Annotated in this window: 13 protein-coding genes; 6 read left to right on the plus strand and 7 right to left on the minus strand. The window is 54.3% G+C overall.

Annotated features, from left to right (window positions below; all coding sequences use genetic code 11):
- The first annotated feature begins 75 nt into the window (after positions 1-75).
- Positions 76-564, plus strand: coding sequence for a peroxiredoxin (locus tag PJL69_RS07040; RefSeq protein WP_271309035.1), 489 nt, complete (start codon positions 76-78; stop codon positions 562-564).
- Positions 565-611: 47 nt separating this feature from the next.
- On the opposite strand, the gene PJL69_RS07045 is transcribed toward PJL69_RS07040, so the two are convergent.
- The 5 genes from PJL69_RS07045 to PJL69_RS07065 all read right to left on the minus strand — a co-directional run bounded on the left by PJL69_RS07045 (position 612) and on the right by PJL69_RS07065 (position 5,833).
- Positions 612-902: a 4a-hydroxytetrahydrobiopterin dehydratase gene (locus PJL69_RS07045; protein ID WP_271309036.1), complete on the minus strand. Its 291-nt coding sequence runs from the start codon at positions 900-902 to the stop codon at positions 612-614.
- Positions 899-2,086, minus strand: a complete 1,188-nt coding sequence (locus PJL69_RS07050) for a GNAT family N-acetyltransferase (protein WP_271309037.1) — start codon at positions 2,084-2,086, stop codon at positions 899-901. The genes PJL69_RS07045 and PJL69_RS07050 overlap by 4 nt, the downstream gene beginning before the upstream one ends.
- 178 nt (positions 2,087-2,264) lie before the next feature.
- Positions 2,265-2,726 carry a RidA family protein gene (locus tag PJL69_RS07055; protein ID WP_209096800.1) on the minus strand — a complete coding sequence of 154 codons (462 nt, stop codon included), beginning with the start codon at positions 2,724-2,726 and terminating at the stop codon, positions 2,265-2,267.
- Between the two features lie 72 nt (positions 2,727-2,798).
- On the minus strand, positions 2,799-4,103 hold the full coding sequence (locus tag PJL69_RS07060; protein WP_271309038.1) for an HlyD family type I secretion periplasmic adaptor subunit: 1,305 nt from the start codon (positions 4,101-4,103) through the stop codon (positions 2,799-2,801).
- Positions 4,100-5,833 (minus strand): type I secretion system permease/ATPase, encoded by a 1,734-nt coding sequence (locus PJL69_RS07065; RefSeq protein ID WP_271309039.1) that lies wholly within the window; start codon positions 5,831-5,833, stop codon positions 4,100-4,102. Before PJL69_RS07065 ends, PJL69_RS07060 begins: the two co-directional genes overlap by 4 nt.
- A gap of 188 nt (positions 5,834-6,021) precedes the next feature.
- On the opposite strand from PJL69_RS07065, the gene PJL69_RS07070 reads away from it, so the two are divergent.
- Both PJL69_RS07070 and PJL69_RS07075 read left to right on the plus strand, forming a co-directional pair.
- Positions 6,022-6,801, plus strand: a complete 780-nt coding sequence (locus tag PJL69_RS07070; RefSeq protein ID WP_271309040.1) for an MlaA family lipoprotein — start codon at positions 6,022-6,024, stop codon at positions 6,799-6,801.
- The gene (locus tag PJL69_RS07075) at positions 6,788-7,396 is read left to right on the plus strand and encodes an MlaC/ttg2D family ABC transporter substrate-binding protein (RefSeq protein WP_271309041.1); all 609 of its coding nucleotides are present in this window, start codon (positions 6,788-6,790) and stop codon (positions 7,394-7,396) included. The genes PJL69_RS07070 and PJL69_RS07075 overlap by 14 nt, the downstream gene beginning before the upstream one ends.
- A gap of 118 nt (positions 7,397-7,514) precedes the next feature.
- Here the strand turns inward: PJL69_RS07075 and PJL69_RS07080 are convergent, their stop codons facing one another.
- A complete protein-coding gene (locus tag PJL69_RS07080; protein ID WP_271309042.1) occupies positions 7,515-9,677 on the minus strand; it encodes a transglycosylase domain-containing protein in 2,163 nt (720 codons plus the stop codon).
- Between the two features lie 257 nt (positions 9,678-9,934).
- Here PJL69_RS07080 and PJL69_RS07085 point away from each other — a divergent pair, with 257 nt between their 5' ends.
- From PJL69_RS07085 to PJL69_RS07095, 3 genes are all read left to right on the plus strand, one after another.
- Entirely contained in the window at positions 9,935-10,273 is a 339-nt protein-coding gene (locus tag PJL69_RS07085) for a P-II family nitrogen regulator (RefSeq protein ID WP_209096805.1), read from the plus strand.
- Between the two features lie 25 nt (positions 10,274-10,298).
- On the plus strand, positions 10,299-11,615 hold the full coding sequence (locus tag PJL69_RS07090; RefSeq protein WP_271309043.1) for an ammonium transporter: 1,317 nt from the start codon (positions 10,299-10,301) through the stop codon (positions 11,613-11,615).
- 91 nt (positions 11,616-11,706) lie between these two features.
- Positions 11,707-12,060: a hypothetical protein gene (locus tag PJL69_RS07095; RefSeq protein WP_271309044.1), complete on the plus strand. Its 354-nt coding sequence runs from the start codon at positions 11,707-11,709 to the stop codon at positions 12,058-12,060.
- A 51-nt stretch (positions 12,061-12,111) separates the two neighbouring features.
- On the opposite strand, the gene PJL69_RS07100 is transcribed toward PJL69_RS07095, so the two are convergent.
- Positions 12,112-12,336 carry a DUF1150 family protein gene (locus tag PJL69_RS07100; protein WP_209096808.1) on the minus strand — a complete coding sequence of 75 codons (225 nt, stop codon included), beginning with the start codon at positions 12,334-12,336 and terminating at the stop codon, positions 12,112-12,114.
- Positions 12,337-12,340 lie beyond the last annotated feature (4 nt).

The raw sequence follows: 12,340 nt of genomic DNA on the forward strand, positions 1-12,340 counted from the left end.
CCCTCGCGGCCATTGCGTCCATCGCATGGGAGCCTATATCCGCATTTCAGGGAAACGCAACGAAGAGTATAAGCAATGACAATTTCAGTTGGTGACAAAATTCCAGAAGGCACATTGATGAAGGTTGGGGCTGAGGGTCCGGAACCTGTCGGTGTTGAATCCCTGACCGCTGGTCGCAAGGTTATTCTATTTGGCCTGCCCGGCGCATTCACGTCCACATGTTCTGCGGCGCATCTGCCAAGCTTCATGCGCAACATGGACGCCTTCAAAGAGAAAGGCGTCGACGAAGTGATTTGCCTTTCCGTCAACGACCCGTTCGTGATGGACGCGTGGGACAAAAACACCCAAGCCGCTGAAGCTGGCGTCACATTGCTGGCCGATCCAAGCGGTGCGCTCACAGTGGCTATGGGCCTTGATTTCTCCGTCCCAGAAATTGGCTTCGTCAACCGCTCCAAACGCTATGCCGCGCTTCTCGAAGATGGCATTGTGAAGGTGCTGAACGTGGAAGAGTCCCCCGGCACCTGTGACATCAGCGCAGGTGAATCCATGTTGTCCGCGCTTTAAGCCAAGGACGTTCAAACGGCCCAATCATTTTTGATTGGGTCGTTTTATTAGAGCGTGTCCATTTTCCGCGCGAGCTTGGCATCCAGCGCTGAAATCCCGCCGACGTCATGGGTCGTCAAAACCACCTCAACACGATTGTAGACATTGAACCATTCTGGATGATGGTTCCACTTCTCTGCCCAAATCGCAGCCCGCGTCATCCAGCCGAATGCCTCCACAAAATTTGTGAATTTGAACGTCTTTTTCAGGGCATCTCGCTCCGCATCAAGCGCCCATCCACTCTCTAGAAGTGGCTCCAACACGGCATCTCTCGCCGCCTCGCTCAATCGCTCTGTCATTGCTGATCCTCCTCCGTTGTCTTTTTAAACGGTCCCCATGCAGTCAAAACCTCAACATCCTGCGATACCGACTGCCGCTCGGCCACCAAGAACTTATCGACCGCTTCCCGAAATCCTGCATCTCTTATCCAATGAAGCGAGTGGGTCGTGACCGGCAAATACCCTCGCGCCAATTTATGCTCTCCTTGCGCGCCAGCCTCCACCGAAGCTAGGCCATTTGAAATCGCCCAGTCCATCGCTTGATAGTAGCACAGCTCAAAGTGCAAACAGGGATGATCCTCCACACAGCCCCAATACCGCCCAAACAGCGCATCACGGCCAATGAAATTCATCGCACCAGCCACAGGCAGCCCGTCGCGAATTGCCAGGACGAGCAAAACATCGTCACGCATAGTGTCATGCACGACATCAAAAAACGCGCGCGTCAAATACGGCGTGCCCCATTTGCGCGCACCTGTGTCCTGATAGAACTGCCACATCGCATCCCAGTGTTGCGGTTGAATGTCGTTACCGGTTAGGGCGACAATGTCTCCACCAAATTGTTGCGCGCGTGCGCGTTCTTTTCTGATGTTTTTGCGTTTGCGGGATGACAGCTTGGCGAGAAAGTCATCAAAATCGCCATAGTGCTCGTTCAGCCAGTGAAACTGCTGACCCGTGCGATGCGAAAGTCCCAACTGTTTGCCGATTTCAGCCTCTTCAGCTGTGCAAAACGTGATATGGGCACTGCTCAGGCTGTTGTCATCAGCAATTTGGACCATGGCCTGTGTCAAGGCGGCCTGTGCATTGCCCTGCCATTCTTTGCGCCCCAAAAAGCGCGACCCAGTCACGGGCGTAAACGGCACTGCGGACTGCAACTTGGGATAATATCGCCCCCCAGCTTGTTCATAGGCATGTGCCCAGTTGTGATCGAACACATATTCGCCCTGCGAATGCTCTTTTACATAGAGTGGCACGGCAGCTGCGATGCCATCCTCTCCGCGCACTGTCAGATATCTCGGATGCCATCCTGTTCCAGGCCCGACGGAGCCGCTCTCCTCCAGCGCAGAAAGGAATCTATGAGTCACAAAGGGGTTGGAATTGCGCACACCGAAGGTGTGTTCCGGATCAGCACAGGCATCCCATTCTTCAGCAGATAGATCACGCAGTGTGCTGTGTACTTCAATTTCGACCTGCTTGCTGTCCACGATCAATCTCCGAGATGCTCTCAACAATGGTCACTTAGTAAGCCAGGGCAACGTTCGCCATCTTTGCCAACAATACGAGACGAGTGTCACCTTCGGACGTCACTTTTTTCTGATCAGCGCCTGCCCAACAAGAAACGCGGCGCATTTACCCTGCGCCGCGCCTTAGATTGAGTATTGCTTATGCGATCTGGAAAATCGCCTCGATTTCAACCGCAACGCCAAGTGGCAATGCGCCCGCAGACACTGCAGAGCGCGCGTGGCGCCCTTTGTCACCCAGAGCTTCTACCAAGAAATCAGACGCACCGTTGATGACTTTTGGTTGTTCCGTGTAGTCCGCTGTGGAGTTCACAAAACCCACCAGCTTCACAACACGCACCAAACGATCGATATCGCCACCACATGCAGACTTCAAAGCAGCCAACAGCCCAATAGCGCAGGTTTTTGCTGCTGCGGCGCCTGCCTCAGTGTCTAAGTCGGCGCCAACTTTGCCCAAAATCAAGCCTTCGGCGTTTTGCGAAATCTGGCCAGACACATACACCATGTCTCCCACAACCACATACGGCACATAGTTTGCAGCAGGCGCCGCTACATCAGGCAATGTGACACCAAGTTCGCTGAGTTTCGCTTCGATCTCGCTCATTATTTTGCTCCCTAAAGGCCAAGATGGCGCGACGCTAACTTCAACGATCTGATTTGGAAAGCGGCTTTCAGATCAGCTCTCACGGAAGGCTTTCACGAAATAGTCGGTCAGCGGTTTTGTAAGGTATGTCAGAGGCGAGCGATCTGATGTTCGCAAGAAAGCATCGACTGGCATCCCCGGAAGCAAAGAAACATCTGAAGGCAGCTTTTCGACTTCACCTTCGGCCAACTCAATCTCCGCTTTATAAAATGACTCACCAGTTTGTTCATTTTGGAATGCATCAGGAGACAGGTGGACAACAAACCCCTCAAGCTCAGGTGTTGTACGCTGGTCAAATGCAGAAAACCGCAATGCCACATCCTGACCCGGGAAAACCTGATCCACGTGAATGGTGGGCACCTGAACCGCAGCAACCAACGGGCGGTCTTGTGGCACGATGAACATTAGCGGATCCGCAGGTCGGATCACTGACTGCAATGCATAAACACTCAGCCCGTAAACCACGCCAGACACAGGCGCCCGTATCGCAAGCCGATCCAGCTTTTGCTGCAATTGCCTGCGCCGTTCAGCCAGTTCCAGCTCACGGTAGCGCAGATCACGCAGGGTCGCGATCGACTCTTCACGGCGCTGTGTCTCCAACTTGATCCGTTCAATCTCGATTTCGGTGATGCGGCCTTCGGATTGCGCACGCTGCGCCAAGAGTTCTCCGACTTCCCCGGCAAGCGATGCCTCTTCCCTTTGCAGCGCCAAGACACGTGTCGCTTGCGCCAAGCCCTTTTCCAAAAGCTGTTGCTGATCCACCAACTCGACTCTGATCAATTCAAGTTGGCGCCCCAATGCTGTGCTTTGTGCGGATACACCCTCAATCTGGCTTTCGATCTGCGCGATCCTGCGCCCAAGCTGCTCTAGGTTTTTGTTCAAAGAGTCCGTTCGGGCATGAAACAAGCGCTCTTGCCCTTGCATAAACCCCAGAACATCAATGGATTGCGCCCCCGCATCCATCAAAAGAGGATCGAAAATGATTTCACTCGCGCTATCACGCTCCGCTTCCAGCCGCCCCCGGCGCGCCATCACTTCCCAGAGCTCACCTTCGGTCACAACCAACTCAGAAAGGAGGTCCGCATCATCAAGGCGCAAGAGCAGCTGACCCTGCTCCACACGGTCGCCTTCATCTACTGCAATCTCGGTGATCACGCCGCCGTCAATGTGTTGTACAACTTGTCGGTTGCGATCTACCTCGACTCTTCCGGACGCAACGATTGCCCCCGCGAGTTCTGATCCAACAGCCCACGCGCCGAAGCCACCAACCAACACAAGAAGGGCGATGCATCCATAGGTCAGAGGCTTGCGTGCCGTCCAGCGCGATTGATTTGTCATCTGACACCTCCTGGCGAGCTCACGCCTTTCACGTCCGAATAGTTTTTCAAAACATCTTTCAGAACTTCATCGCGCGGCCCAAAGGCGCGGCGCGCTCCATGCTCAAGCACAAGCAGCTTATTACATTCCTGAATAGCTGCGGGCCTGTGCGCCATAATCAAAACCGCCTTGCCAGCGGCCTTTGTGTTGCGGATGGCCGTGTTCAGCGCGTTGGAGCCTTCGTTGTCTAGATTGGAGTTTGGTTCATCCAATACAAGCAAAACCGGGTCATCATACATTGCGCGCGCAAGCCCGATACGTTGAATTTGACCGCCAGACAAACGTCCCCCATGAGACGCGACCTGCGTATCATATCCATCCGGCAGCTTCAAAATCATGTCGTGGGCATCCGCTTTCTGCGCGGCCTCTACAACTTTCTTTGGATCTGGTGTTTCGGCCAATCGCGCGATGTTGTCAGCAATCGTTCCGTCAAAGAGCTCCACGCGTTGCGGCAAGTACCCAATATAGCGTCCAAGATCTGTCGGATCATATTGATCCAGCGCCGCCCCATCGAGGCGCACTTTGCCACCTGCGGTTTTCCAAACGCCCGTGATGGCTTTCGCCAACGTGGACTTTCCCGCACCCGATGATCCGATCACCCCAACTGCTTCGCCTGGGGCAACATCAAAGGTGATCATACGCAATGAGGCTTGGCTTTCGCCGGGCGGCACTACTGTCACCTGCTGCAAACGCAACCGGGCAGCGGGGACAGGCAACTTGGTACGCGGCGCTTCTGCCGGCACTTCGCCAAGCAGCAACGCAAGATTGTTCCAGCCGTTTCGTGCCCGTTGCACAACAGCCCATTGGTTTATCGCCATTTCAATCGGCGCCAGGGCACGGCCAAGCAAGATCGACCCAGCAATCATAGCCCCGGGAGACACCAGCCCTTTGAGCGCAAGATACGCCCCAAGACCCAGCATCGCGGATTGCAGAAACAGTCGAAACGTCTTGGTGCTGACTGAAAAGAAACCACCAACATCCGCAGCTGCTACCGTCGCTTCAAGCGAGTCGCTGCGCGCCTTGCGCCAACGCCGAAATGCCGCTTCCCGCATGCCAAGGGCGCTGACCATCTCCGCTTCGGCCTGAAGCTGCGTCGACATTTGGGATGCCGCATGTGTCGCCATGTTCACCCGCGCCAGCGGTCGTTTTGACGACCATTGGTTCAAAATCGCCGCTGTGATTAGGATTGCGCCGCCGCCAATCGCCAACATTCCCAACCATGGATGGAACAAGGTGATCCCAATCAAAAAAATCGGCGTCCATGGCATATCAAAGAAAGCTGTAAGAACGGGCGATATGAGGAATCGCTGCACAGATTCCAGATCCGCAAGCGCCGTTTGTGACTCAGGTGACTTCTTGAGTGTTGAACGGCGCAAAGCCGCATCAAAAACTCTTTGATCCAAGTCTTCCTGAAACCGGGCGCCAACACGCCCCATCACTCGGCCACGCACATAGTCCAGCACCCCCATCAAAGCGAATAAGAAGGCAACCAGCAATGAAAGTGCCAAGAGGGTTTCTTCAGAACCGCTCCCAAGCACCCTATCATAGACCTGAAGCATATATAGCGGGCCGGTCAGCATCAGCAGGTTCACAAAAAAGCTAAACACCCCTACGGCCCAATACAGCGAACGACTGCGCCGACGGATGCTTCTGAGTTCTTCGTCGCCTTGTTTTTCAGCAGGTGTTCGCATCAACTTAACTCATGTCTTTTTGTCTTTGGGTCGAAGTCCAAACATGTTTCATGTATGGACGCTTTCAGAATCATCCTGCACGCGACAATTCATACCGTCGATCCGTTGATGAGGCATGGTATGTCTGACGCGTGGACTATATCTTAATGTAAATGTGCCATTGTCGGTAAATAGAAGAGAAAATACACGTGATCCTCCTGCCACAATTCCTTCTTAAAAAACAGCGCAAACTTCTTTGTGTCGCTCTGGCACTGTTGGTGAGCGCTTGCACCAGTACCTCCAGCCAGCCTCCATCGGCCATTAATGACCCCAACGAAGCCGCCAATCGGCGCATGCACAGCTTCAACAAATCGGTCGACAAAGTGCTGCTTTCTCCGGCGTCTACGGGGTATGGCACGATTGTTCCCAAAGGGCTGCGCCGAGGATTTTCTAACTTTGCGGATCACCTCTCTCTGCCGAACGACTTCATCAACAACTCCCTTCAGGGTGAAGTGGGCAATGCCAGCAACAATGTCGCGCGCTTTGCCGTGAACACTCTGTTTGGGCTCTTTGGATTTATCGACGTTGCCAGCGCAGGCGGCATGGAACGCCATGATACGGACTTCGGCGAAACCTTGCACGTCTGGGGCACCGGCGAAGGTGCGTACACAGAGTTGCCATTCTTTGGACCATCCACGACCCGTGACGCCTATGGCTTACTCGTTGATATTATTCTCGATCCTTTCTTCGTAGTGACGAGAGAACCAACACGTTACATCGGCGCCGGCGCGTATGTTGTAAATGTAATGGGCAATCGCTACGACTATGACGAAACAATTGACTCCATTCTTTACGACAGCGCAGACAGCTATGCGCAAGCACGTATTCTTTATCTACAGAACCGCCGCTTCGAACTTGGAAACAAAGATGGAAGCACATATGTCGACCCTGAATTCGACCCGTATGAGGATCCGTATGCCGATTTCTAAGCTTTCCCGTCGCGCGTTTGTTTCACTTGCAGGCGCATCCGTCTTCGCTGGCGCATTCAGCACACCTGCCCTCGCCATAAATGAGGCGCAGGCCACTGCTCTGATTGAGCAGGCTGTGGCAGACATCAACAAGGTGATTTCTTCTGGGAAACCCGTAAACGCAATGATCAAAGATTTCGAACGGATCTTTGCGAAATATGCGGACGTGAACATTCTGGCACGGTCGGCTTTGGGACCAGATGCGCGCACGGCAAGCAAGAGCCAACTTCGCAACTACACCAAGGCATTTCAGGGCTACATTGCGCGCAAATATGGAAAGCGCTTCAAGGAATTTGAGGGTGGCAAAGTCGACGTAATCGGTGGCCGCGCTGTCAAAAGCTTCTATGAAGTGAAAACGCGCGTCACTCTGCGCGGCCAAGCGCCGTTTGAAGTGAATTTTCTTGTCTCTGATAAGTCAGGTCAAAACCGGTTTTTTGACATGATTATCGAAGGCATCAGCTTGCGGCTTTCGGAGAAAGCCGAAATTGGTGCGATGCTTGATCGCCGCAACGGGAACATAGATCAACTGGCGCAGGATCTAAGCCGAGCTGGCTAACACCGCACGCGCGGTTGTTCATCCAGGTGGCACATTGGCAGCCATCTTTCATTGTCAGCCCTGTAGGTTGGGCTGACAAAAACCCAAAAATGGCAACATCGACGGCCTTACCTCCACGTCAATTACCGCCAAAAATATCCCTCAAGATACCGTTCACAACGCCCTCAATGCCCGTTCGATTTTGGCGCGGGCCGGGGTTAGACACTGCCTTGGGCTTTGGCACGAATGCTGGCAACGGCATCGGTGTGATCCCCTCATGGATGCGGACCATCGCCTCACGCCATATCTCGGCTGGCAGACCTCCGCCAGTAACACCTGTCAGCGGGGTATTGTCGTCATACCCCATCCAAACGCCAGCAACATATTCGTTGGTGAATCCAATAAACCAAGCGTCACGTGCTGCTTGTGTCGTTCCCGTTTTACCCGCGACTTGCCAACCCGGAAGCTGCGCACGCGCGCCGGTACCTTCGCTTACAACTTTCTCCATCATCCAAATCAGTTCGCGCGCTGCAGCGTCAGAAATCACACGTTCTCCTATGCCACCGCCCGATCCCATAAGGGCGTTATCATCGCCTAAGAGCCTCAGCTCCACCAACCCATATGGCGTTACAGACGAGCCACCGTTCAAAATACCCGCATAAGCACCAGTCATTTCCAGCAGGCTGCTTTCAGAGGCGCCCAGTGCCAGCGCAGGCCCAGACGCAAGATCGCTTTCAATCCCAAACATGCTTGCCACGGTACGCACGTTTTCCCGCCCCGCTTGCTCAGAGACTTTCACAGCTGGAATATTCAACGAGTTCTGCAGGGCAAAAGTGAGCGAAACATCGCCGTAATATTTGCCCGTATAGTTTTTTGGGCACCATTGGCCCGAACCCGGAATGTTCTGGCAATAGGGCTCATCGACAACTTTATCGTCATAGTGGGCGCCCCGCTCGAGAGCCGTGGCGTAAACAAACGGCTTGAAAGCACTGCCCGTTTGCCGCTTGGCTTGTGTTGCCCGATTGAACGCGCCCGAAACCTGTGTTTGGCGGCCTCCGACCATAGCGCGCACAGCACCATCTGCGGACATCACGACAATCGCGGCCTGCGCCTTGGACCCTTCACGTACTTTGTTTTCGAAAACCCACTTCAACCCGGCTTCTGCGGCGTCCTGAATTCTAGGGTCGAGCGTCGTCTTCAAGATCACGTCTTCGGTCGTGTTGCGTGTAAAGAACTCCGGACCAGACGCCATAACCCAATCCGCGAAATACCCTCCGGCTTTGGCTTTGGCGGCCTCAGATAGTGTCGCAGGATTCGACTGATAAAATGCGGTGTCTTTATCGGAGAGGTAGCCTTGCTCATTCATGAGCCGCAAGATGGTGGCGGATCGATCTTGGGAGCGCTGTAGATTGGCCGTCGGGGCCAGTGAAGAAGGTGCCGTCAATAGCCCCGCCAGCATAGCCCCTTCAGCAGGCGTCAGATTGGCCGCAGGTTTTCCAAAATAACGCTGTGACGCTGCTTCTGCGCCGTAAGCCCCACCTCCCATATAGGCTCGATTGAGATACACCGAGAGGATCTCATTCTTAGTGTATTTCACCTCCATCGCCATGGCATAGATCGCTTCTTTGACTTTTCGCCCCAGCGACCCACGGCGACAGTCTTGCACGTAGGCGGCCTCGCTGTCCCAATCGGCAGGATCATAGGCGACACCGAGACAAAGCAACTTGGCGGTCTGCTGTGTCAGCGTAGAACCACCGTGCCCAGACAAAGGCCCGCGGCCCTCTCTCAGGTTGATGCGAACAGCACTCGCAACCCCGCGCGGACTAACACCGAAGTGGCGATAGAACCGCTTGTCTTCAGTGGCCACAACAGCGTTTTTGAGATGCTTGGATACCGTGTCCGCCGTAACAACGCCGCCAAACTGATCTCCGCGCCAGGCAAAGACTTTGTCGTCACGATCAAGCAGCGTCACCGAACCACGCGCGCGCCCATCCAACAAATCATCCACTTCAGGCAGCGTCAGATAGACATATCCGACAGCAAGAGACACCATGAGAGCAATCACAAAGGAAGTGCGCCAAATAAGCGACCAGACCAAACTGAAGATCCACCCCACGATGCGACGGAAAAATGCCACTATAGGGTTCTGCTTGCGCGATGGCTTTCTCTTCCGGGTCGGTTTTCGTTTAGACGCACCCGGCTTTGGTTTTGCTTTTGCAGCTTTGCGAACAGGTGTCTTGGCAACACGACCGTAGCGTTTCTCTGCCACCAAAGGCGGCTTCTTTCGTCTTGAATCACTCATTAGAACCCAACTGCTCAGTTCGCTTTTCGCTCATTTTACCGCGTTGGTGACCACTTGTAAGGCCGAAGTGGGTCTCGATTCAGTTATCATTAAGCGCATTTTTTATGCGTTCGCAGCAATATGCCTAATTTTTAACCTTCACCCTTCCAATTTGACCAATTGACGTGCCTTCAGCCTTCGTTTTCGGCGCTCCGCTGCGTTTTTCTGCAAATGCAAAATAAGCGGGGCTCCCCCCGCATCGCCAAAAGGGGAACAAGGTGAAACTGATTATCGCAACGATCAAACCGTTCAAGCTCGAGGAGGTTCGCGAAGCGCTGACCGAAATCGGCGTACGCGGCATGATGGTCACTGAGATCAAGGGCTTCGGCTCCCAATCCGGGCACACTGAAATTTATCGCGGTGCGGAATACGCCGTGAACTTTGTGCCGAAAGTCAAACTCGAACTCGTGGTTGCCGCCAACATGGCCGACCAAGTTGTCGAAACCATCACCAAGACCGCCCAAACCGGCAAAATTGGCGACGGGAAAATCTTTGTATTGGACGTGCAGCAAGCGATCCGCGTGCGCACAGGCGAAACGGATGCAGATGCGCTCTAAGGCGTCGCAAGGAAGGAATACACCCATGAAAACTCTGACGAAAATTGCTCTGACCGGTGCGCTGACAGCGCTTCCGACTCTGAGCTTTGCTCAGGAAGCCGCTGCGGCTCCGGGCTTTGACGAAATTGGCCCATACATCATGACCACTTTGCTGTTCTTGGTGGGTGGCTTTCTTGTTTTCTGGATGGCAGCCGGTTTTGCGATGCTTGAAGCGGGCCTTGTGCGCTCCAAGAACGTGACCATGCAGCTGACCAAAAACATGGCGCTCTTTTCGATCGCCGCCATCATGTACTGGCTGGTTGGTTTCAACCTGATGTATCCCGGCGACTTTAACGGCTACTTCGCATTCAACTTCGTTCCAACCTCTCTGGAACCTGTCGGTCTCGACGCGGCTGATGCGGCGCTTGACTATGCGTCCGTTGGTTCTGACTTCTTCTTCCAGCTGATGTTTGTTGCGGCAACCGCGTCCATCGTGTCCGGTGCGCTGGCAGAACGCATCAAGCTGTGGCCCTTCCTTGCTTTTGTTGTCGTTCTGACAGGCATTCTGTACCCAATCTCTGGCTCCTGGCAGTGGGGCGGCGGCTGGTTGTCTGAACTCGGCTTCTCCGACTTCGCAGGCTCCACCATTGTGCACTCCGTGGGTGGCTGGGCTGCTCTTGCCGGCGCAATTGTACTCGGTCCACGTATCGGCAAATACAAAGACGGCCGCACGGTTCCTATGCCAGGCTCCAACCTTGCCCTGGCTACGCTGGGCACATTCATCCTGTGGCTCGGCTGGTTCGGCTTTAACGGCGGCTCGCAGCTGGCGATGGGCACTGTGGGTGATGTCACCGACGTATCGCGCATTTTTGCCAACACCAATATGGCCGCTGCTGCCGGGGCTGTTGCCGCACTGATCCTGACACAGATCCTGTACAAAAAGCCGGACCTGACCATGATCTTGAACGGCGCACTGGCGGGGCTCGTTTCCATCACCGCCGAGCCTCTCGCACCTTCTCTGGCAGGCTCTCTGCTGATCGGTGCTGTGGGTGGTGTGATCGTTGTTCTCACAGTGCCACTGCTGGACAAGTTCAAAATCGACGACGTTGTTGGCGCGATCCCTGTCCACCTGTTTGCGGGCATCTGGGGCACCATCGCAGTGGTCTTCTCCGGATCCGCAAGCCTTAGCGCTCAGCTGACGGGTATCGTGGCCTACGGTGTCTTCACATTCGTGGCCTCCCTGATCCTGTGGGTCATCCTGAAGGCTGTCATGGGCATCCGCGTCAGCGAAGAAGATGAAATCAACGGCCTCGACATGTCAGAACTGGGCATGGAAGCCTACCCTGACTTCTCCAAGGGCTAAACGCTCAACAAACGAAAACGTGAAGCCCGGGCAAGTGCTCGGGCTTTTTCATTTGCAAGACAACACGTGTGCGTTGTGCTAGGCAAAACTCATGCGATATTTTATTCTCTTTATGACTCTAGTTTTGCCGACATCAGTGCTCGCTGATCCCCCTGAAATTACGAATGTCACAGCAGCATCGAGTGCAAACGGCTGGCGGTTTGATGTGACCATCGCGCATCCTGATACCGGATGGGATCATTATGCAGACGGCTGGCGTATTGAAACCGACGACGGTCAGGTGCTCGGGACACGAATATTGGCACATCCTCACGTCAATGAGCAGCCCTTTACCCGCAGTCTCGCAAACGTCTGGATCCCCCCGGAAATCACGACCATTTATCTGCGCAGCAAAGACAACATCGATGGATGGTCAAAAACCGCTGTCGCGTTTGAGCTGCCGTAAAACGCAAAAGCGCGCCCAAGGGCGCGCCATGATTGCTTCAATTTAGTCGCTTCAATGCACAGTGACTGGTGAATAGTTGTGCTGGCGCGCCAGAATAAACGCCAGATTGCGTTCTTTCACCAGTGCCAGTCGTTCGCCATCGGTGGTGTGGACAGCAAAGAGCGTTTCAGCGCCCTCTGCTTGCTCTTGCACTTCTTCGGGCAATTCCGCGACCAGTACTTCTCGAACATACACAATGCGGTCATCCATCGACGCGCTGTCAAATTCTGCCTGCATATCG

Source organism: Shimia sp. MMG029 (assembly GCF_027947445.1).
In the GTDB taxonomy this organism is placed as follows: domain Bacteria; phylum Pseudomonadota; class Alphaproteobacteria; order Rhodobacterales; family Rhodobacteraceae; genus Shimia.